This window comes from Aureimonas sp. AU22, from assembly GCF_001463745.1.
GTDB lineage: Bacteria > Pseudomonadota > Alphaproteobacteria > Rhizobiales > Rhizobiaceae > Aureimonas.
The window spans coordinates 1-18,404 of the sequence record NZ_BBWJ01000056.1; the positions used below are offsets into that span (position 1 = coordinate 1).

Genomic DNA, 18,404 nt, shown 5'->3' on the forward strand with positions numbered 1-18,404 from the left:
ATGCGTTGCGGCTTGCACGCGGGCGCGCGCACCGCCACAACGGAGGGCGAACGACGGGGAACGGGTGGAGGACATGAGCGAACATTCGGCCACCGGCGCGTCCGGCCCGGCATCCGGCCGCCCTCCGCGGGTCGCGCTGTTCGTCACCTGCCTCGTCAACGTCATGCGCCCGGCGGTCGCCGAGGCGACGCGCGAGCTTCTCGTCGCCGCCGGCTGCACCGTCGACGTGCCGCTCCGCCAGACCTGCTGCGGCCAGCCCGCGTTCAACTCGGGCGACACGGCGGACGGGCGGGCGCTCGCGCGCCACCAGATCGCGGTCCTGGAGGGTTACGACCACGTCGTCGCCCCGTCCGGCTCCTGCATCGGCACGATCCGTCACACCTACCCCGAGACATTCGCGGACGACCCGGACTGGGGTCCGCGCGCGCGCGCCTTGGCCGCCCGCGCCTTCGAGATCACGAGCTTCCTCGTCGATGTGATGGGCTTCACCCCGGCGCCGACGCGCCACGCCGCCAGGGCCACCTATCACGACACATGCTCCGGCCTGCGCGAGCTTGGCATCCACGACCAGCCGCGCCGGCTCCTCGGCAGCGTCGAGAACCTCGACCTGGTCCCGCTGCCCGACGCCAATGTCTGCTGCGGCTTCGGCGGCACGTTCTGCGTGAAGTATCCCGCGATCTCCAACGCGGTGGTGGACGAGAAGGCGCGCGCGATCGAAGGAACCGGGGCGGACGTCCTTCTTGGCGGCGATCTCGGCTGCCTCATGAACATGGCCGGCCGGCTCGGGCGTCGTGGTTCCCCTGTCCGCGTGTTCCATACGGTGGAGGCACTGACCGGCCGGCTCTCCACGGCCGGCGTCGGCGAGGGGCCGAAGGGAACCCGTCGATGAGCGCCACCAGCCAGCGGGCCGAGCTCGACTTCCACGCCCGCACGAGCGAAGCGCTCGCCGACGAATGGCTGAAGGTCGCGATCGACCGCACCACGGGCACCGCGCGCACCAAGCGCGCGGCCATCGTCGGGCAATGGCCGGATTTCGCGGTGGCGCGCGAGCGCGGCAAGGCGATCAAGGACCACGTCGTCGCCAACCTCGGACACTACCTCGCCGAGTTCGAGCGCAACGCCACGGCCAGTGGCGCCACCGTCCACTACGCCGCCACCTCCGACGAAGCCTGCCGCATCGTCGTCGGTCTCTGCCGGCGCGCGGGTGCCCGGAGCGTGACGCGCTCCAAGTCCATGCTGGGCGAGGAGATCGGCCTGCCGCATGCGCTGGAGGCGGCCGGCATCGAGCGCGTCGAGACCGATCTCGCCGAGCACATCGTGCAGCTCGCGGGCGAGCGTCCCAGCCACATCATCTGGCCCGCGATGCACAAGACGCGCGAGCAGATCTCCGTCCTCTTCAGACAAGCTCACGCCGACCCGCACCGCGAGGAAACGCCCGAGGCGATGGCGGCCTCTGCGCGGCGGCACCTTCGCCGGCGCTTCCTCACCGCCGAGGTCGGCATCTCCGGCGCCAACTTCCTCGTTGCCGACACGGGCTCGGTCTGCACCGTGACGAACGAGGGCAACGCGGAGATGACGACGACCCCGCCGCGCGTCCACATCGTCACGGCAGGCATCGAGAAGCTGGTGCCCACGATGGGCCACGCGGCGATGATGCTGCGGCTCCTCGTGCGCTCGGCCACCGGCGCGGCGCTGACCCAGTACACGACCTTCCACACCGGGCCGAAACGGGCGGGCGATCTCGACGGGCCGGAGGAGTTCCACATCGTCCTCGTCGACAACGGGCGCACGCGGATGCTGGCCGACGCGGGCCTGCGCGAGATGCTGCGCTGCATCCGCTGCGGCGCCTGCATGAACCATTGCCCGGTGTTCAACCAGATCGGCGGCCATGCCTATGGCGGCACCTATCCCGGACCGATGGGGGCGGTGCTCACCCCCGTCTTCGACGGGCTGACGCACAAGACGCGCGACCTTGCCCACGCCTGCACCCTGAACGGGCGCTGCCGCGAGGTGTGCCCCGTCGACATCCCCTTGCCGACGCTCATCAAGGGATGGCGCGAGCGGAGCTGGCGCGAGGGGCTGGAGCCCGTTTCGATGCGCTCGGGGCTGCGCCTCTTCGCCTTCGCCGGCACCAGGCCGTGGCTCTACCGCTTCGGGACGGGGCTCGCCGCCCGCGCGCTGCGCCTCATGGGCGGGCGACGCGGCGTCATCGCCAAGCTTCCCGGTCTTGCGGGCGCCTGGACCCTCCACCGCGACATGCCCGCACCGCCCGCCGGTCCGACCTTTCTCGAGGCCGAGGCGGCGCGCGCGCGGAAGGGGGCAGCCCGTTGAGCGCGCGCGAGGCGATCTTTGCCGCCATCGAACGGGCGCTGGGCAAGCCGGCGGACCCCGCCGCCATCCGTGCGCAGGCCGATGCGCTTCTCACCGAGCCCGGCCGCGTGCGCCCGCACCTGCCGGACGGCGACCTCGTCGGCCTGTTCGAGGCGGCGGTGAAGCGCCTGCCGCCCGGCGCCTCGTGCGAACGGCTCGGGAGCTGGCGCGAGCTTCCCGCCGCCTGTGCCCGGCGCCTCGGCGACCTCGATCTCGAACCGGCCCTGAAGATCCAGCCCCTCCGCGACCTCGAAACACTCGACTGGGCGGGGGCGGGCCTCGTCCGCCAGGCCGATGTCGATGACCGCGTCTCCCTGTCGGTAGCGGAAAAAGGGATTGCCGAGACCGCGAGCCTCGTCGTGCGCTCCGGGCCCGCGATGGCGATCCTCGACGCCTTCCTGCCGCTGCATCACCTGGTGGCGCTGCGCACGGCCGACATCGTCCCCCATCTCGAGGATGCCGTGGCCGGCGCCGACCTCGCCCGCTCGCGCAACCTCGTGATCGTCACCGGCCCGAGCGGCACCACCGACATCGAGGGCAGCCTGGTGATCGGCGTCCACGGCCCGGCGACGCTGCACATCTTCCTGGTCGAGGGCTAGGAGACCGCGGCCCGACGCCTCAGCCCTCGAGACCCGCGATGGCGAGCGCGAGGTCGCGCGCCGAATAGGGCTTGCGCAGGACGCCGGTGCGCGGATCCTTCAGGGTCGCGGCGGACAGATCGTCGACGTTTCCGGTCGCGAACAGCAGCGCGAGGCCGGGCTGCAGCGCGCGCAGCGCCTGCGCCAATTCGTCTCCCCGCATGTCGGGCAGCGACAGGTCGAGCACCGCCACCTGGCAGGCCCCCTGATCGCGCAGCCCGCGCAAGGCCTCGTCCCCGTTGGAGAATTCGAACACGGCATAACCCGCGTCCTCGATCCACTCGGCCGTCAACGCGCGGATCATCGGATCGTCCTCGACCAGCATGACCTTGCCACCCGCCGGCGCATTGTGTTCGGAAACGGTCATCGCCGCCTTTCCCATTCGCATCGCGCAAACATGTTTATCGGGAACAATTATCAGGGGAAGCGCTTCCCGTCGCCCGCGCTGCAGTCACAAGGCCTTCATGACCAACCGTTTCGACAGCCCCCCGCCTTTCGACGGCCCGAGGCCGACGGTCCGGTCCAGCGCGGCTGGACGCCTGGACAGCCACGACGACATCTTCTTCGCCGCCGTCGAGACGACGCGCATGCCGATGACGGTGACCGATCCGCACCTGCCCGACAACCCCATCGTCTTCGCCAACAACGCCTTCATCCAGATGACCGGCTACGCGCGCGAAGAGATCGTGGGCCGCAACTGCCGCTTCCTGCAGGGCCCGGACACCGATCGCGCGCCCATCGCGGAGGTGCGGGCCGCGATCGATAGCCGCAGCCAGATCGCGACCGAAGTCCTCAACTACCGCAAGGACGGCTCGACCTTCTGGAACGCTCTGTTCATCTCGCCCGTCTACGACCCGGACGGGAAGCTCGTCTACTTCTTCGCCTCCCAGCTCGACGTGTCGCGTCGGCGCGACGCCGAGGAAGGCCTGCGCCAGGCCCAGAAGATGGAGGCGCTCGGGCAGCTCACCGGCGGCATCGCCCACGATTTCAACAACCTCCTGCAGATCGTCACCGGCTATGTCGAGGTGATCGCCAGCCAGCTGGAAAAGCCGGAGCTCGACCGCGCGCGGGCCATCCGCGCCGTGGACAACGTCCGGTCGGCCTCCGCCCGCGCCGTGACGCTGACGCAGCAGCTTCTGGCGTTTGCGCGCAAGCAGCGGCTGGAGGGACGTCTCGTCAACCTGAACGGCCTCGTCGCGAGCCTCAGCGAGATCGCGGACAGGACGCTCGGCGACCAGATCACGGTGGAGACCGACCTCGCCTCCGACCTCGCGACCTGCCGCATCGATCCGACGCAGGCCGAGGTCGCGCTCCTCAACATCCTCATCAATGCGCGCGACGCCATGTCGGCCTCCTCCGGCGGCACCGTGCGCATCCGCACCCGCAACCGGCAGATCTCGGTCGAGGACGCCACCGGCTACGACGGGCTGACGCCGGGCGCCTACGTTTCGGTATGCGTCGAGGACTCGGGCTCCGGCATGCCGCGCGAGGTGCTCCAGCGGGTGCTCGATCCGTTCTTCACGACGAAGGAGGAGGGCAAGGGCACGGGCCTCGGCCTGTCCATGGTCTACGGCTTCGCCAAGCAGTCGGGCGGCACGATCCATATCGAATCGCGCGAGGGCGAAGGCACGACGGTGGAACTCCTGTTCCCCGCCGCCGCGGGCGAGGAGCAGAAGTCGCTCCAGCGCGTGCGCAGCGTGGAGCGTCAGGGTCACGAGCGCATCCTCGTGGTGGACGACCGGGCCGAGGTCGCCGAGCTCGCGCGCGACATGCTGGAGGAGCAGGGCTACACGGTCACCGTCGAGACGACGCCGCTGGCCGCGCTGAAGCGCCTCCAGGCCGGCGAGGGCTTCGATCTCGTCTTCTCCGACCTCGTGATGCCGGGCGGCATGAACGGCGTGGTGCTGGCGCGCGAGGCGCGGCGGCTGCGGCCTCGCATCCGCATCCTGCTCACCACCGGCTATGCCGAGGCGTCGCTGGAGCGGACGGACGCGGGCGGCACCGAGTTCGATCTGATCAACAAGCCCTACTCGCGCCAGGACCTGACGCGGCGAGTGCGGATCGTGCTCGACGGTCCGACCGGCGTCGGCTGAACCGACGCCCGAAACCGATTCCGGTTTCCGCTGCGATGCGCTAGATCGACGGCCCATGTGGCAGCGAGCCGTCGAGATCCCATCCCTCCCCGAGGCGGCGGCGCGCCTGCGACCGCTCGGCGGCCTCGTCTGGCTGGATTCGGCAAGGCCGCACCCGCGCAACGGCCGCTGGTCGATCCTCTCGTGCGCCCCCTTCGACCGGCTGGAAGCGACGCTGCGCGGCGCCCAGCTGGGCGGTGCCCTCCTGCCCGGCGCGCCCTTCGAAGCGCTGGACACCGTTCTGGCGCGATACCGGCTGGAGACGGCGTCGGACGGCCTCCCCTTCGCCGGCGGGCTCCTCGGCACGATCGACTTCGAAGCGGGCCACCTCCTGGAGCGCCTCCACCGGCCGACCGGCTTCGACCCCGAGCGCCCGCTCCTCGGCTTCGGCCTCTACGACACGGCTCTCGTCTTCGACCACGCGGCGGGCTCCGCGCGGCTCGTGTCGGCGGGTTTCGGGCCGGGGCTCGACGCCTCGTCGCCCCTCTCGCTGCGCCGCGCACGGGCCGAGGCGCGCCTTACCCAGTTCGCACAGGCGCTGGCGCGTCCCGCAGCGCCGCTTGCCCCCCTCCCCACGCGCGCGCCCGAATGGACCTCCAGCCGCGACGCTAGAGCCTATGCGGCGGATGTGGAGGAGGTGAAGCGACGGATCCTCGACGGCGAGGTCTACCAGGCCAACCTGTCGCGCCGGCTTCGCGCTCCGCTGCCCCCCGGCTTCGACCCGTTCGCGCTCTACGGGCGCCTGCGCGCCGTCAACCCGGCGCCCTACGCCGCCTATCTCGAGGAGCCGCACCGCACGCTCGCCTCCGCCTCGCCCGAACTCTTCCTGCGGCTGCGCGGAACGGAGGTCGAGACGCGCCCGATCAAGGGCACGATCCGTCGCGAGGATGACGAGGCGGCCGACCGTGCGGCGGCAGAGGCGTTGCTCGCATCCGAGAAGGATCGGGCGGAGAACGTCATGATCGTGGATCTCCTGCGCAACGACCTGTCGCGGGTCTGCGAGGCGCACAGCGTCGAGGTGCCCGAACTCTGCGCGCTGGAATCCTATGCCGGGCTCCATCATCTCGTGTCCGCCGTCACCGGACGGCTGCGGCCGGGCGTCGGGGTCGGCGCGCTGATCGCGGCCTGCTTCCCCGGCGGGTCGATCACCGGCGCGCCGAAGATCCGGGCGACCGACATCGTGGCCGCGATCGAGGGCGCCCCGCGCGGCCTTTATTGCGGCTCCGTCGCCGCCCTGTCCTTCTGCGGCGCGGCCGACCTGTCGATCGCGATCCGCACGCTGGAATTCGAAGGGAACACCGTGTCCTTCGGGGCGGGCGGCGGCGTCACGGTGCTGTCGGACGGCCCCGGCGAATGGGCGGAGACCGAGACCAAGGCGGCGCGGATCCTCGCCGCGTTCGGGGCGCCATGATCCTCGTCCTCGACAACTACGACAGCTTCACCCACAACCTCGCCCGCTACCTTGAGCGGCTGGGCGAAGAGGTGGCCGTGGTGCGCAGCGACCGGATCGACCTTGCCGGCATCGCGAGCGCGCGCCCCAGCGCCCTCGTCCTCTCGCCCGGTCCCTGCGGGCCGGAGCAAGCGGGCGTGTGCCTCGACGCCGTCGCGGCCTTGTCCGGGCAGCTGCCGATCCTCGGCGTCTGCCTCGGCCACCAGGTGATCGGAGCGGCCTTCGGCGGACACGTGGAGCGCGCGCGCGAGCCGATGCACGGGCGCGTCTCGCATCTTCCGCACGAGGGCGCCGGCCTCTTCGCCGGTCTGCCCGCCCCGTTTGCCGCGGGACGCTACCATTCGCTGATCGTGCGCGAGAGCACGGGGATGGCGCGGCACCTTCATGTCGACGCCCGCTCGCCCGCGGGCGAGATCATGGCGCTCCGGCACCGGACGCATCCGACCTACGGCATCCAGTTCCATCCCGAATCCGTCCTGACCCCGCAGGGCGACCGCCTGCTCGCCCGCTTCCTCCGGCTTGCCGCCGACTGGAGCCGGGATCAGGCGGGAAGCTGACGCCCGATCCGGCGCCCGCTCGCCGTGAGACGGAACCAGCACGTGTCGCGCCAGCCGATGGCGGCCGAGACGAGGCCGAGCGCATGGAGTTCGAGGCAGTGGCGCAGCTCGTCGGTGGCGAGCTCGCCCGTGTGGAGCCCGACACTGTCGCGCGACGGGCCGTCGTCGAGGCGGCGCAGCATATGTCCTTGAGCCGGCGTGATCTGGCTGACGTGGTTCCTCATGGGCGCCTCCTTCGGGCGTTTCGCTCAAACCCCGAGAGGCCAGCGTTCCAGCGCAGGCTTGCGCGAGCGTGTGGCTGCATTGCGATCGTTTCGCGCCGGCCGGGAACCAGGACCCGCCCGCAGGCGTCATCACCCGAAGCCGTCAGCAAAGGGACGCGAAACCATGAGCGGAGAGACACACGGAACGACGACGCCCGCCGGCGGGACCGAAAAGCCGGACCGCGAGGCGCCGACGCCCGGCGCCGGGCCGCACGCCAAGCCGGAACTGACCAACGAGGACGCGACGCCCGGCGCCGGCAGCCTGCCCGAGACGGGCGAGGCTGGCGACGACGCCGGGGCGGGCTGAGGCCTTCCGAAGCCGATCCCGTTTCGCTCCCATCCCATTTTTCGAGGACGACCCATGTCGAACACCCATGACCAGGACGCCGCCAATCCGATCCTGCCCGAGCCGATCGGCGAGGACGGCATCGTCCAGACGGACGACACGTCCCACCCCGGCACCAAGGCTCCGCTGCCACCGATCGCCGAGGACAAGCCGACGCCCGGCAACCAGGAGCGGCCGATGACGCAGGAGGAGCAGCTGGACGAGGCCCTGGACGAAACCTTCCCGGGATCCGACCCGATCGCGCCCAGCCGGATCGACGGGCCCCTCTGACCGGCGATCCCTCCACACGCTTCCGGCCGTTCACGTCACCTGGAACGCGCTCGGGCAGATGTCGGCCAGGGTGCAGCGGTCGCAGGCCGGCCGCCGGTGGTGACAGACCTTCTGCCCGTGCAGCATCAGGACCTCGTGGTTGTCGTAGAGGTCCTGTGCGCTCCAGCCTTCGGGAAGCTGCGCGCGCAGCAACGGATGGGAGGGGCCGACCGCGACATGCGCCTCGATCAGCCCGAGGCGGATGGCGACGCGGTGATGGTGGCTGTCCACCGGCAGGGCGGGCATGCGCAACGTCGAGAAGGACAGGACTGCCGCGCTAGTCTTCGGCCCGACACCCGGAAGCGCCTCCAGCCAGGCCCGCGCTTCGGCGGGCGACATATCAGCCAGAAACCCGAGGTCGAGCCGTCCTGCCCGCTCGCGCACCCCTTTGAGGATCGCCTGGATGCGCGGCGCCTTCTGCTCGGGCCAGCGCACGCCGTGGATCAGCGTTTCGACCTCCGCCGTCGGCGCCTCGATGAGGTCGGCCCAGTCGGGATAGCGCTGACGCAGCGCCTTGAAGGCCCGGCCCGAATCGGCATTGCGCGTTCGATGCGACAGAAGCGAGGACACGAGCTCGCTCAAGGGATCGAGGTCGTGGAAGTAGCCGATCGGGCAGCCGTAGACGGCGCAGAGCCGGTCGTGGACGAGCCGGGCCTTGGCGACGAGATCGGCGGGCGCCGGGTCTAAGCCATGCGTCTCGTCGGGCACCTTCGGCGGTGCCGGTGGGCGGCGCGCGGAGCCGCGGCGCGCCGGGGCGTCCGCCGGATGGGGATGGTGGATCGGGTTCGGTGCCATCGCTCCGGAATCCGGGGGGATTCCCCTGGGTTCCGCCTCCCGCACCGCCTGCGGCAATCCGCCCGCGGTTGCGAAAATGCGTCAGTCCGGCTGCGGTCGCTGCCCTTCGAGGAGGGGGCGTTGCTCAGAGACCCGTTCGCCGAGGAAGTCCATCAGAGCGCGCACCCGCGGCACCTGGCGCAGATCCGCATGGGTGAGGAGCCAGAGATCGGTGGCAAAGCGCGCGTCGGGCTCGCCCAGGCGCCGCAGCGCCGGCCGGAGGTCGCCGACGAAGCACGGCAGATAGCCCTGCCCGAGCCCCGCCTCGATCGCCTCCGCCAGTCCCAGCACCGTGTTGACGCGATACCCGATCCGCTCCAGCGGCACGGTTCCGCCGACATGCCGGACCACGGCCATGCCCGCCATCGCGTCGCCGAGCGAGACCCAGTCCCCGGAAGGTCGGTCCCGCGCGCCGTAGAGCGCCCAGGCGATCCGGGCGCTCTTGCGCCCGACCAGCGTGTCGGGCGGCCGGTCGGTGGCGCGGATCGCGACGTCGGCGTCGCGCTTCGACAGGTTCAGCGCCGGATTGCCCAGCACCACGTCGAGGCGAACGGCGGGGCAGGCGCGGCGGAAGGCCGCGAAGAGCGGCGTCAGGAAGTGGATCAGCAGCGAATCGTTGGTGGTGACGCGCACCTCGCCGGACGGCAGCGGCTCCCGCCCCGCGAGCCGGAGCGCCGCGGCGTCCACCGCCTGACCCACCGTGCGCGCCACCGTGGCGATCTCCTCGCCGGCGCTGGTCGGCTCGAGCCGCGCGCCGTTGCGCTCGAACAGGGCGCAGCCCATGGCCGCCTCGATCTGGCGCAGGCGCCGGAACACGGTGGAATGGGCAACGCCGAGCCGATCGGCCGCCGCGGGCAGCGTTCCCGCCTCCGCCACCGCGCCAACCAGCCGAAGATCGTCCCAGGCCAACCTGTCGAGGTCCATCGCCGCTTATCCGTTCGATCGTCACTGCAAGCGCAGCATTGCACGGATGCAATCGCATTGCATCTGACGGACGTCGATCATTGCGATTATGTTGGCTTCAACACGAACACACAGGAGCCCGACATGACCCACGGCATCCATCACGTCACCGCCATCGCCGGTCCCGCCGCGCGCAACGTGCGCTTCTACAGTGACACGCTGGGCCTCCGGCTGGTGAAGCGCACCGTCAATTTCGACGATCCCGGCACCTGGCACCTCTACTACGGCGACGAGGCCGGATCGCCCGGCACGATCCTCACCTTCTTCCCGTGGGAGCATGCAGCGCCCGGCCGGCTCGGCGTCGGCGAGACGCAGGAGACCGTGTTCCGCGTGCCGGAGGGCTCGATCGGCTTCTGGACGCATCGCTTCATCGAGCGCGGCGTCGCGTTCGATCCGCCGGTGAAGCGCTTCGGCGAGACGGCGCTCGCCTTCCGCGACCCGGACGGCATGCACCTTGCGCTCGTCGCGGTGCCGGGCGCCGAGGCCGAGCCCGGCTGGACCGGCGGCGGGATCTCGCAGGAGGTCGCGATCCGCGGGTTCCATTCGGTGAGCCTGCTGCTCGAGGAAAAGGCGCCGACCGGCGCGGTGCTGACCGACGTCCTCGGCTTTCGCGAGCTTGGATCGGAGGGCTCGACGACGCGCTTCCAGGTGGACGGCACCTCCATCGGCGGGATCGTCGATATCCGGGCCGTCGGCGGCTTCCTGAAGCCCCGGCCGGGCGCGGGCTCCGTGCACCATGTCGCCTTCCGGGCGGCCGACGATGCGGCGGAGGCGGCGATGGCACGGCGGCTCCAGGAGACCCATCGCATCGCGGTGACGGAGCAGCGGGACCGCAACTACTTCCGCTCGGTCTATTTCCGCGAGCCGGGCCACGTCCTGTTCGAGATCGCCACCGACGTTCCGGGCTTTGCCGTGGACGAGCCGGCGGAAAGCCTCGGCAGGACCCTGAAGCTACCGGCGGGCCTCGAGGCGCAGCGCTCGCGTATCGAGAGCGTCCTGCCCGATCTCGGGACGGAACTCCCGGCGGCCTGACATCACGCGGGGCGGCACCGAGCCGCCCCGCTCACATTCGGAGGATGCCATGAGCCAGACGATCCAGACCCTGTCGCATATCCACCGCTTCGTCCCGGGTTCCGCGAACGATGAAGCGCCGCTTCTTCTCCTGCACGGGACGGGCGGCGACGAGAACGACCTTCTCGGCCTCGGCGCGGCGCTGGCCCCCGGCGTGGCGCTCCTGTCGCCGCGCGGCCAGGTGCTGGAGAAAGGCATGCCGCGCTTCTTCCGGCGCCTGGCCGAGGGCGTCTTCGACGAGGCGGACGTCGTCGCCCGGGCGGGCGCCCTCGCCCGGTTCGTAGACGAGGCGCGCGACCGCTACGGCCTCGCCGCGCCCGTCGCGGTCGGCTTCTCCAACGGCGCCAACATCGCCGCCGCGCTCCTGATGGGCGAGCCGGCCGTGCTCGCCGGGGCCGTCCTGATCCGGCCGATGGTGCCGCTCGCCGCGCCGCCGCGCTTCGATCTCGAAGGCAAGCCCGTCTTGATCCTGTCGGGCGCCGGCGATCCGATCGTGCCGGCGGAGAACGCCCGGCGCCTCGCGGCCATCCTGGAGGAGGGCGGGGCCGAGCTGCGACACGAGGTCCTGCCGGTCGGTCACGGCCTCACGCAGATGGACCTGACGCTGGCCCGGCGCTGGCTGGAAGCCTCCGGCCTCTAGACGTTAGGGGCGGGGGCGGGGGAGCAGGCGCGCCCCCGCCCCTGCGGCGTCCGGCTACAGGCCGGGCGTCTGGATCGCGGGGCGCCGCGCCCCAGTTTCCGGCGCGATGCAGCACGATCCCGGCCTTTCCTCCGTGCCCGAAGCCGCCGCCGCCCGAGGCAAGGGAGACCGCCTCCTCGTGCGGGGTCTCGCCAAGACCGTGCCGGGCGGGCGGCAGCTCTTTTCCGGCCTCGACCTCGGTGTTTCCGGGGGCGAGCTCGTGGCGATCGTCGGCGAATCGGGCACCGGCAAGTCGACGCTCCTCAATATCCTCGCCGGTCTCGACGACGCAGATGCCGGGCTGGTCGCGGTCGGGGGCACCGCTCTCGGGGATCTCGACGAGACGGCGCGCACGAAACTGCGGCGCGAGCGCATCGGCTTCGTGTTCCAGGCCTTCCACATCCTGCCCTATCTGACGCTCGGCCAGAACGTCGCGCTGCCGCTCGCCCTCGTCTCGCCCGATGCCGCACGGGCCAAGGGGGAAGCGGAACGGCTCCTCGCCGCCGTGGGGCTCGGCGGCCGCGCGGACGACTACGCGCGCGACCTGTCGGGCGGCGAGCTGCAGCGCGTGGCGATCGCCCGCGCCCTCGTCCACCGCCCCGCGCTGATCCTCGCCGACGAGCCGACCGGCAATCTCGATCCCGAAACTGCAAGCCGGATCCTCGCGCTCTTCGCAGGGGCCGTGCGCGAGGGCGGCGCGGCGGCCGTGATCGTCACCCATTCGCCCGCGACCGCGGCGGTCGCCGACCGTGTCCTGACACTGACCGCCACGGGCCTGAAGGCCGCCCGTGGCTGACGCGGGTCTTGCCCAGGCCCGGCTCGCGCTGCGCTGGCTGATCGGCGGCGAGGGGCGCGCTCACCCCGCGCGCTTCGTGCTCACGGCGCTGGCCATCGCGGTCGGCGTGGCACTCGGTTTTGCGGTTCATCTCGTCAACGGTTCGGCGCTCGCCTCATTCGAGGGCGCGGTGCGCTCGGTCAACGGCGCCGCCGACCTCCAAGTGCGCGCGGCCAGCCCGCTGGGTTTCGACGAGGCGGCCTATGGACCGGTGGCGCTCGCGAGCGGCGTTGCGGACGCGAGCCCCGTCGTCACGCTCGATGCCAGCGCCGGCGCCGCGTCCTTCACGCTTCTCGGGCTCGATGTGCTTCGCGCCGCCCGCGTCACGCCGACGCTCGTGGGGCTGAACGCGCAAGGGGTGGACCAGAACCGCTCGGCAGTCTTTTCCACCGACGCCCTCTTCCTGTCGCGCGCGGCTCTCGCCGCCATTGGCGCCAGGATCGGCGAGACGATCGACGTATCGGCGAACGGGCGCACCGTGCCCCTGCGCATCGCCGGCACGCTGGACGGGGCGGGCGACGCGCAGCGGCTGGGCACGATCGACATCGCGGCCGCGCAGTGGCGCTTCGATCGGCTGGGGCGGCTCGACCGGATCGACCTCGCCATCAGCGACCGCCGGGCGGCCGAGGACGTGCTGCCCGCGCTCCTCCCCGCCAATGCCAGTCTCGGGACGGACGAGACGGAGGCTCGCCAGGGCTCGGCGCTGAGCCGGGCCTACCGCGTCAACCTCGACATGCTGGCCCTCGTGGCGCTCTTGACCGGCGGCTTCCTCGTTTTCTCGGCGCAGGCGCTCTCCGTCGCCCGTCGCCTGCGCACCTTCGCGCTCCTGCGCACGCTCGGCCTGCCGCGCGGCGGGATCATCGCGGCGGTGACGCTGGAAGGGCTCGCGATCGGGATCATAGGCTCCGGCTTCGGCTTGGCTCTCGGCTACGGGCTGGCGGCGCTGGCGTTGCGGCTTCTCGGCGGCGATCTCGGCGCCGGCTACTTCGAGGGCGGCGCGGCGCGCGTCGTGTTCCAGCCGGTCGCCGGTTTCGCCTTCTTCGCGCTGGGGCTGCTCGCCGCCCTTCTCGGCAGCGCCCTGCCCGCGCGCGCCGCCTCGCGCGCGGCCCCGGCCGCAAGCCTCAAGAACGCCGGCGACATGATCGACCCGCGTTCGCGCGTGCCCGTCCTGCCGGCCGCCGTGCTTCTCGCGGCGGGCGTTCTGGCGAGCCTCGCGCCCCCCGTGGCAGGCCTGCCCATCCTCGGCTTTGCCGGCATGGCGCTGATGCTGGCGGGCGGTGTCGCGGGGGTGCCCTGGGCCGCGCGCCAGCTCCTGAAGCCGCTCCTCGCCCGGGCGCCCGCAGCGGTGCCGGCCCAGCTTGCCGTGCGCCACGTCCAGGGCAGCCCCGGCGAGGCCGCCACGGCGCTCTGCGGCATCGTCGCCTCCACCGCGCTCGTGATCGCCATGGCCACGATGGTCACGAGCTTTCGCACGGCCGTCGACGACTGGCTCGGCGACGTGCTGTCGGCCGACCTCTACCTTCGAGCATCGGCGGGAGGCGCCTTCGACCCGGAGGCGCAAGCGCGCCTCATGACGGTGCCGGGCGTCGGCGCCTTGCGCTTCAGCCGGCAGATCCCCTTGTCCATCGCGCCGGACCGCCCGCCGGTCACCCTGATCGCGCGCGACATCGGCGACGGCGAGGCCGGCGGCCTTCTGCGCTCGGTCGAGACGACGGACACGCCGGCACCGGCGGGCACGGTGCCGGTCTACGTCTCTGAGCCCGCCAGCCGGATTTACGGCTGGCGACCGGGTGCGACGATCACGCTGCCGGTCGGGCAGAATGCCGCCTTCTTCGTCGCCGGCATCTGGCGCGACTATGCGCGCCAGCAGGGCGCGGTGGCGATGGCGAGCGCCGACTACACCGCGCTGACCAGCGATCCGACGCGCGACGAGGCGGCGGTGACGCTGGCGCCGAACGCCGCGGCGGACGAGGTCGGGCGCGCCCTCCTCGCCGCACTCCCGCCGGGCCGCCAAGCCAACCTCGCCCGGCCGGCGGAGTTGCGCGCCTATGCGCTCGACCTCTTCGACCGCTCCTTCACCGTGACCTACGTGCTCCAGGCGGTCGCCATGCTGGTGGGCCTGTCCGGCGTCGCCGCGACGATCTCGGCCCAGACCCTGGCGCGCACCCGCGAGTTCGGCATGCTGCGACACCTCGGGGTGTCCCGCGGGCAGATCCGCGCGATGCTGGGACTGGAAGGAGCGTTGCTCGGCAGCGTCGGCGCCGTGTCCGGCATCCTCCTCGGCCTCGCGCTCTCGCAGGTGCTGATCCACGTGATCAATCCGCAGAGCTTCAACTGGACCATGGACACCCGCGTGCCGGGGGCGACGCTCGTTCTCGTCGCCACCGTGCTGGTGCTGGCGGCCGCCGTCACGGCGGTTCTGGCCGGGCGGCGGGCAACGGCGCAGGATGCCGTTCAGGCCGTCAGGGAGGATTGGTGATGCGCGCGTTCCTGGCCCTCCTCCTGTCGATCGCGCTGCTTCTTCCGGCGGGCGCCCAGGAATTTCCGGCCGTGCGCCCGGGCGTGCCGCTGGCCTTTCCCGCCGACCACGGTGCGCACCCCGACTTCCGCACGGAATGGTGGTACGTCACCGGCTGGCTGGAGGCGGCGGACGGCGAGGAGCTCGGCTTCCAGGTCACCTTCTTCCGCACGCGGCCGGGCATCGACCCCGCCAATCCCAGCCGCTTCGCGCCCGCCCAGGTGCTCTTCGCCCATGCCGCCCTGTCGGATCCGAAGCTTGGGGCCCTGATGCACGGCGAGCGGTCGGCGCGCGAGGGCTTCGGGCTGGCGGAGGCGAAGGTGGGCGACGCCGACATCGCCATTCGCGACTGGCACCTGGCGCGCGCGGCGGACGGGCGCTGGACCGCCGAGGTCACGACACCCGACTTCGCCTATTCGCTCGGCTTCCGCCCGACGCAGGACATCTTCCTGCAGGGCGAGGCGGGCTTCAGCCGCAAGGGCACCGGCGAGGGCGAGGCGAGCTACTACTATTCCATGCCGCAGCTGGAGGTGACGGGCACGCTCACCCGCGAGGGACGCACGATCGAGGTCACCGGCCGCGCCTGGCTCGACCGCGAATGGTCCTCGCAGTTCCTGTCACCGGAGGCCACCGGCTGGGACTGGACGGGTCTGAACTTCGACGACGGCTCGGCGCTCGTCGCCTTCCGCATCCGGGGCCGCGAGGAGGACACGCTCTATGCCGGCGGTTCCTGGCGCCGGCCGGACGGGACGATCGTTCGCCTCGGGCCCGGCGACATCCGCTTCGAGCCGCAGCGCCACTGGCGCTCCGAGCGCACCGGCGCGACCTATCCGGTGGCGCAGGTGCTCACCGTCCGCCTGCCCGAGGGCGAGCGGCGCCTGCCGTTGACGCCGCTCTTCGACGACCAGGAACTCGACGGGCGAGCCGGCGGCCTGCCCGTCTACTGGGAGGGTGCGGTGAGGACGGAAGGCGGCCGAGGCTATCTCGAACTCACCGGCTACACCACGCCGCTATCCCTCTAGCGTCAGAGCGCGACCTCGAAGGTTGCCGCCGTCTTCGCCCGGATCTCGTCGAGCGTCACGCCGTCGGCGAGCTCGATCAGGGTCAGCCGCTCCGGCCCCTTGCGCTCCACCGTGAAGACGCCGAGGTCCGTGATCACGAGGTCGGCGACGCGCGCGCCGGTGAGCGGCAGGGTGCAGGCGGGCAGAAGCTTCGATTCGCCCTTGGCCTCGTGCTCCATCACGACGACGACGCGCTTGACGCCGGCGACGAGATCCATCGCCCCGCCCATGCCCTTCACCATCTTGCCCGGGATCATCCAGTTGGCGAGATCGCCGTTGGCCGCCACCTGCATGGCGCCGAGGATGGAGAGGTCGATATGCCCGCCCCGGATCATCGCGAAACTGTCGGCCGAGGAGAAGAAGCTCGTCATCGGCAGTTCGGTGATGGTCTGCTTGCCGGCGTTGATGAGGTCGGCGTCTTCCTCGCCTTCATAAGGGAAGGGCCCCATGCCGAGCATGCCGTTCTCGGACTGGAGCACCACCTCGATTCCGTCCGGAATGTGGTTGGCCACCAGCGTCGGGATGCCGATACCGAGGTTCACGTAGAACCCGTCCTCGAGTTCGCGGGCGGCGCGGGCCGCCATCTGGTCGCGCGTCCAGGCCATCAGACGTCCTCCCCTGCGCCGGCCGGTGCGCCGGCCGTCTCGCGCGGCCGCACCGTGCGCTGCTCGATATGCTTCGAAGGGTTCGCCACATGGACGATGCGCTGCACGAAGATGCCGGGCGTGTGGATCGCGTCGGCGTCGATCGAGCCGACCGGTACCATGTGCTCCACCTCGGCCACGGTGATGGCGGCCGCCGTCGCCATCATCGGATTGAAGTTGCGCGCCGTCTTCCGGTAGACGAGGTTGCCTTGCGCGTCGCCGGTGTGGGCATGAACGAGCGCGAGATCCGCGACGAGCCCGCGCTCCATGACGTAGGTCTCGCCGTCGAACTCGCGCACCTCTTTGCCTTCCGCGATCAGCGTGCCGACGCCGGTCTTGGTGAAGAAGGCGGGGATGCCGGCGCCCCCGGCGCGGATGCGCTCGGCGAGCGTGCCCTGCGGGTTGAACTCGAGCTCGAGCTCGCCCGACAGGTACTGCTGGGCGAAGAGCTTGTTCTCACCGACATAGGACGAGATCATCTTGCGGATCTGGCGCGTGGCGAGGAGCCGGCCGAGGCCGATCCCGTCGACGCCGGCATTGTTGGAGATCACCGTCAGGCCTTTGACGCCGGACGCCTGGACCGCGTCGATCAGCGCTTCGGGAATGCCGCACAGGCCGAAGCCGCCGGCCATGACGATCATGTCGTCGCGCAAGGCCCCCGCCAGGGCCTCCGTCGCCGTCGAATAAACCTTCCGCAAGTCGCGCCTCCCGTCGCCGGCCGTCTCCGACGGCCCGAATGAGGGTAAAGCTAGGGCTTGCCGGCTTGGTGCGGCGAGTCGTATTTCTACGGCATGGCCTCACACCCCGGCTCCTTCGGCGAATCCGACGCTGCCCCACGCTTCGCGCTGGCCGAGCTGCCGGTACCTCTCGTCTTCGCCACCCATCGCATCATCCGCGACTGCAATGCCGCGTTCGCCGCGCTCTTCGGCTTCGAGCGCGAAGACCTCGTCGACACCAGCTTCTCGCGCCTCTACCCCCAGCTCGACGACTTCGTGCGCACGGGCGAGATGTGGCGCGCCCATCTGCCGGGCGGCCAGGTCTATCAGGACGAGCGCATCATGCGCGGCGCCATGGGCCGGCGCTTCTGGGCCCGCGTCAACGGGCGCTCGCGCCACGCCGCCGATCCGTTCGCGGAGGCCGTCTACTGTTTCGAGCCGCTGAACCGCCCGGTGACGGACGCGACCCTGAAGCTCACCGGGCGCCAGCGCCAGATCCTCGCGCTGGTGGCCAAGGGGCGCACCAATGCCGAGATCGCCGGCGCCATCGGCCTGTCGCAGCGCACGGTGGAGGCGCACCGCCTGCGGTTGTCGCGGGCGGTCGGCGTGCGCAACGGAGCCGAGCTGGTCGCCTGGTTCCTGGCGGACGGCGGCTGACGCGTCAGCGCGCGGCGAGCCGCACCAGGCGGCCGAGGCCGGCTTCCGGCTTGCCCATCCGCTGACGCAGCGGCAGGGACGCGACGGCGCGCACGGGCTGCGTCGGCACGCTCCACTGGAAGGCGGGCCCCGCGGCCGATCCGAAGGCGGCGGGGTAGCCCGCACCGGGAGTCTTGCGGGCGCGCGGGTGCGGATGAATGGTGGCGGTCATGGGCATGGCTCTCTCCTGCGGATGCGTGGAGGGTTAGGCCCCGGCCGTTTCGCTGCGATGTCGCCGATGTTTCGTGCGGCGCCCGCGAAGATAAGGTTTGGCGACGGGGCGAAATCCGCTATGCCGACGCGATCCTTCGCAACAGGCCAA

The 18,404-nt window shown here is 71.5% G+C and carries 21 protein-coding genes; 14 read left to right on the forward strand and 7 right to left on the reverse strand.

From position 1 onward, the window contains the following. Positions 1-73: 73 nt before the first annotated feature. Genes AUL34_RS20155 through AUL34_RS20165 form a run of 3 tightly spaced genes read left to right on the forward strand, consistent with a single transcriptional unit; the run spans position 74 to position 2,969 of the window. Positions 74-889, forward strand: a complete 816-nt coding sequence (locus tag AUL34_RS20155) for a (Fe-S)-binding protein (protein WP_061938029.1) — start codon at positions 74-76, stop codon at positions 887-889. Beyond that, positions 886-2,331 carry a LutB/LldF family L-lactate oxidation iron-sulfur protein gene (locus AUL34_RS20160; protein ID WP_061938032.1) on the forward strand — a complete coding sequence of 482 codons (1,446 nt, stop codon included), beginning with the start codon at positions 886-888 and terminating at the stop codon, positions 2,329-2,331. The genes AUL34_RS20155 and AUL34_RS20160 overlap by 4 nt, the downstream gene beginning before the upstream one ends. Next, positions 2,328-2,969 (forward strand): LUD domain-containing protein, encoded by a 642-nt coding sequence (locus AUL34_RS20165; RefSeq protein ID WP_061938035.1) that lies wholly within the window; start codon positions 2,328-2,330, stop codon positions 2,967-2,969. The genes AUL34_RS20160 and AUL34_RS20165 overlap by 4 nt, the downstream gene beginning before the upstream one ends. A gap of 19 nt (positions 2,970-2,988) precedes the next feature. Here the strand turns inward: AUL34_RS20165 and AUL34_RS20170 are convergent, their stop codons facing one another. Beyond that, complete coding sequence (locus tag AUL34_RS20170; RefSeq protein WP_192845799.1) at positions 2,989-3,375, reverse strand: response regulator; 387 nt, start codon at positions 3,373-3,375, stop codon at positions 2,989-2,991. Positions 3,376-3,472: 97 nt separating this feature from the next. On the opposite strand from AUL34_RS20170, the gene AUL34_RS20175 reads away from it, so the two are divergent. The 3 genes from AUL34_RS20175 to AUL34_RS20185 are packed head-to-tail and all read left to right on the forward strand — an operon-like array spanning position 3,473 to position 7,147. Next, a complete protein-coding gene (locus AUL34_RS20175; RefSeq protein ID WP_061938041.1) occupies positions 3,473-5,101 on the forward strand; it encodes a hybrid sensor histidine kinase/response regulator in 1,629 nt (542 codons plus the stop codon). A 55-nt stretch (positions 5,102-5,156) separates the two neighbouring features. Then, positions 5,157-6,551 (forward strand): anthranilate synthase component I family protein, encoded by a 1,395-nt coding sequence (locus AUL34_RS20180; protein ID WP_061938043.1) that lies wholly within the window; start codon positions 5,157-5,159, stop codon positions 6,549-6,551. Continuing rightward, on the forward strand, positions 6,548-7,147 hold the full coding sequence (locus tag AUL34_RS20185) for an aminodeoxychorismate/anthranilate synthase component II (RefSeq protein ID WP_061938046.1): 600 nt from the start codon (positions 6,548-6,550) through the stop codon (positions 7,145-7,147). The genes AUL34_RS20180 and AUL34_RS20185 overlap by 4 nt, the downstream gene beginning before the upstream one ends. On the opposite strand, the gene AUL34_RS20190 is transcribed toward AUL34_RS20185, so the two are convergent. Then, positions 7,132-7,371 (reverse strand): hypothetical protein, encoded by a 240-nt coding sequence (locus AUL34_RS20190; protein ID WP_156421030.1) that lies wholly within the window; start codon positions 7,369-7,371, stop codon positions 7,132-7,134. The genes AUL34_RS20185 and AUL34_RS20190 overlap by 16 nt on opposite strands. A 163-nt stretch (positions 7,372-7,534) precedes the next feature. Between AUL34_RS20190 and AUL34_RS20195 the strand changes: the two genes are divergently transcribed. Together AUL34_RS20195 and AUL34_RS20200 are read left to right on the forward strand one after the other, a co-directional pair. Beyond that, positions 7,535-7,717, forward strand: coding sequence for a hypothetical protein (locus AUL34_RS20195; protein WP_061938052.1), 183 nt, complete (start codon positions 7,535-7,537; stop codon positions 7,715-7,717). A gap of 54 nt (positions 7,718-7,771) precedes the next feature. Continuing rightward, the gene (locus AUL34_RS20200; protein ID WP_061938056.1) at positions 7,772-8,026 is read left to right on the forward strand and encodes a hypothetical protein; all 255 of its coding nucleotides are present in this window, start codon (positions 7,772-7,774) and stop codon (positions 8,024-8,026) included. 30 nt (positions 8,027-8,056) lie between these two features. On the opposite strand, the gene nth is transcribed toward AUL34_RS20200, so the two are convergent. Together nth and AUL34_RS20210 are read right to left on the reverse strand one after the other, a co-directional pair. Further along, entirely contained in the window at positions 8,057-8,860 is an 804-nt protein-coding gene (gene nth, locus AUL34_RS20205) for an endonuclease III (RefSeq protein ID WP_082653541.1), read from the reverse strand. 81 nt (positions 8,861-8,941) lie between these two features. Continuing rightward, entirely contained in the window at positions 8,942-9,823 is an 882-nt protein-coding gene (locus tag AUL34_RS20210) for a LysR family transcriptional regulator (protein WP_061938059.1), read from the reverse strand. A gap of 123 nt (positions 9,824-9,946) precedes the next feature. Here AUL34_RS20210 and AUL34_RS20215 point away from each other — a divergent pair, with 123 nt between their 5' ends. From AUL34_RS20215 to AUL34_RS20235, 5 genes are all read left to right on the forward strand, one after another. After that, positions 9,947-10,894: a VOC family protein gene (locus AUL34_RS20215; protein WP_061938238.1), complete on the forward strand. Its 948-nt coding sequence runs from the start codon at positions 9,947-9,949 to the stop codon at positions 10,892-10,894. Positions 10,895-10,943: 49 nt separating this feature from the next. Continuing rightward, positions 10,944-11,573, forward strand: a complete 630-nt coding sequence (locus AUL34_RS20220; RefSeq protein ID WP_061938062.1) for an alpha/beta hydrolase — start codon at positions 10,944-10,946, stop codon at positions 11,571-11,573. 106 nt (positions 11,574-11,679) lie between these two features. Further along, on the forward strand, positions 11,680-12,408 hold the full coding sequence (locus AUL34_RS20225) for an ABC transporter ATP-binding protein (protein WP_082653542.1): 729 nt from the start codon (positions 11,680-11,682) through the stop codon (positions 12,406-12,408). Then, entirely contained in the window at positions 12,401-14,926 is a 2,526-nt protein-coding gene (locus tag AUL34_RS20230; RefSeq protein WP_061938066.1) for an FtsX-like permease family protein, read from the forward strand. Before AUL34_RS20225 ends, AUL34_RS20230 begins: the two co-directional genes overlap by 8 nt. Beyond that, positions 14,926-15,987, forward strand: coding sequence for a lipocalin-like domain-containing protein (locus AUL34_RS20235; RefSeq protein WP_061938069.1), 1,062 nt, complete (start codon positions 14,926-14,928; stop codon positions 15,985-15,987). Before AUL34_RS20230 ends, AUL34_RS20235 begins: the two co-directional genes overlap by 1 nt. Before the next feature lie 2 nt (positions 15,988-15,989). Here AUL34_RS20235 and AUL34_RS20240 read toward each other — a convergent pair whose 3' ends face one another. Together AUL34_RS20240 and AUL34_RS20245 are read right to left on the reverse strand one after the other, a co-directional pair. Continuing rightward, a complete protein-coding gene (locus tag AUL34_RS20240; RefSeq protein WP_061938072.1) occupies positions 15,990-16,631 on the reverse strand; it encodes a 3-oxoacid CoA-transferase subunit B in 642 nt (213 codons plus the stop codon). After that, a complete protein-coding gene (locus AUL34_RS20245) occupies positions 16,631-17,368 on the reverse strand; it encodes a CoA transferase subunit A (protein ID WP_061938075.1) in 738 nt (245 codons plus the stop codon). Before AUL34_RS20245 ends, AUL34_RS20240 begins: the two co-directional genes overlap by 1 nt. 93 nt (positions 17,369-17,461) lie before the next feature. On the opposite strand from AUL34_RS20245, the gene AUL34_RS20250 reads away from it, so the two are divergent. Beyond that, complete coding sequence (locus tag AUL34_RS20250) at positions 17,462-18,043, forward strand: LuxR C-terminal-related transcriptional regulator (protein WP_061938078.1); 582 nt, start codon at positions 17,462-17,464, stop codon at positions 18,041-18,043. A gap of 4 nt (positions 18,044-18,047) precedes the next feature. Here AUL34_RS20250 and AUL34_RS20255 read toward each other — a convergent pair whose 3' ends face one another. Beyond that, positions 18,048-18,260, reverse strand: a complete 213-nt coding sequence (locus AUL34_RS20255; RefSeq protein ID WP_061938081.1) for a hypothetical protein — start codon at positions 18,258-18,260, stop codon at positions 18,048-18,050. Between the last annotated feature and the right edge of the window lie 144 nt (positions 18,261-18,404).

Bases quoted from the DNA above. Each gene is read 5' to 3' on its own strand.
- AUL34_RS20175 (WP_061938041.1), top strand. From the start codon at position 3,473: ATGACCAACCGTTTCGACAGCCCCCCGCCTTTCGACGGCCCGAGGCCG.
- AUL34_RS20220 (WP_061938062.1), top strand. From the start codon at position 10,944: ATGAGCCAGACGATCCAGACCCTGTCGCATATCCACCGCTTCGTCCCG.
- AUL34_RS20225 (WP_082653542.1), top strand. From the start codon at position 11,680: ATGCAGCACGATCCCGGCCTTTCCTCCGTGCCCGAAGCCGCCGCCGCC.
- AUL34_RS20250 (WP_061938078.1), top strand. From the start codon at position 17,462: ATGGCCTCACACCCCGGCTCCTTCGGCGAATCCGACGCTGCCCCACGC.
- AUL34_RS20170 (WP_192845799.1), bottom strand. From the start codon at position 3,375: ATGACCGTTTCCGAACACAATGCGCCGGCGGGTGGCAAGGTCATGCTG.
- nth (WP_082653541.1), bottom strand. From the start codon at position 8,860: ATGGCACCGAACCCGATCCACCATCCCCATCCGGCGGACGCCCCGGCG.
- AUL34_RS20200 (WP_061938056.1), top strand. From the start codon at position 7,772: ATGTCGAACACCCATGACCAGGACGCCGCCAATCCGATCCTGCCCGAG.
- AUL34_RS20240 (WP_061938072.1), bottom strand. From the start codon at position 16,631: ATGGCCTGGACGCGCGACCAGATGGCGGCCCGCGCCGCCCGCGAACTC.
- AUL34_RS20160 (WP_061938032.1), top strand. From the start codon at position 886: ATGAGCGCCACCAGCCAGCGGGCCGAGCTCGACTTCCACGCCCGCACG.
- AUL34_RS20255 (WP_061938081.1), bottom strand. From the start codon at position 18,260: ATGCCCATGACCGCCACCATTCATCCGCACCCGCGCGCCCGCAAGACT.
- AUL34_RS20215 (WP_061938238.1), top strand. From the start codon at position 9,947: ATGACCCACGGCATCCATCACGTCACCGCCATCGCCGGTCCCGCCGCG.
- AUL34_RS20155 (WP_061938029.1), top strand. From the start codon at position 74: ATGAGCGAACATTCGGCCACCGGCGCGTCCGGCCCGGCATCCGGCCGC.
- AUL34_RS20195 (WP_061938052.1), top strand. From the start codon at position 7,535: ATGAGCGGAGAGACACACGGAACGACGACGCCCGCCGGCGGGACCGAA.
- AUL34_RS20190 (WP_156421030.1), bottom strand. From the start codon at position 7,371: ATGAGGAACCACGTCAGCCAGATCACGCCGGCTCAAGGACATATGCTG.
- AUL34_RS20180 (WP_061938043.1), top strand. From the start codon at position 5,157: ATGTGGCAGCGAGCCGTCGAGATCCCATCCCTCCCCGAGGCGGCGGCG.
- AUL34_RS20210 (WP_061938059.1), bottom strand. From the start codon at position 9,823: ATGGACCTCGACAGGTTGGCCTGGGACGATCTTCGGCTGGTTGGCGCG.
- AUL34_RS20235 (WP_061938069.1), top strand. From the start codon at position 14,926: ATGCGCGCGTTCCTGGCCCTCCTCCTGTCGATCGCGCTGCTTCTTCCG.
- AUL34_RS20185 (WP_061938046.1), top strand. From the start codon at position 6,548: ATGATCCTCGTCCTCGACAACTACGACAGCTTCACCCACAACCTCGCC.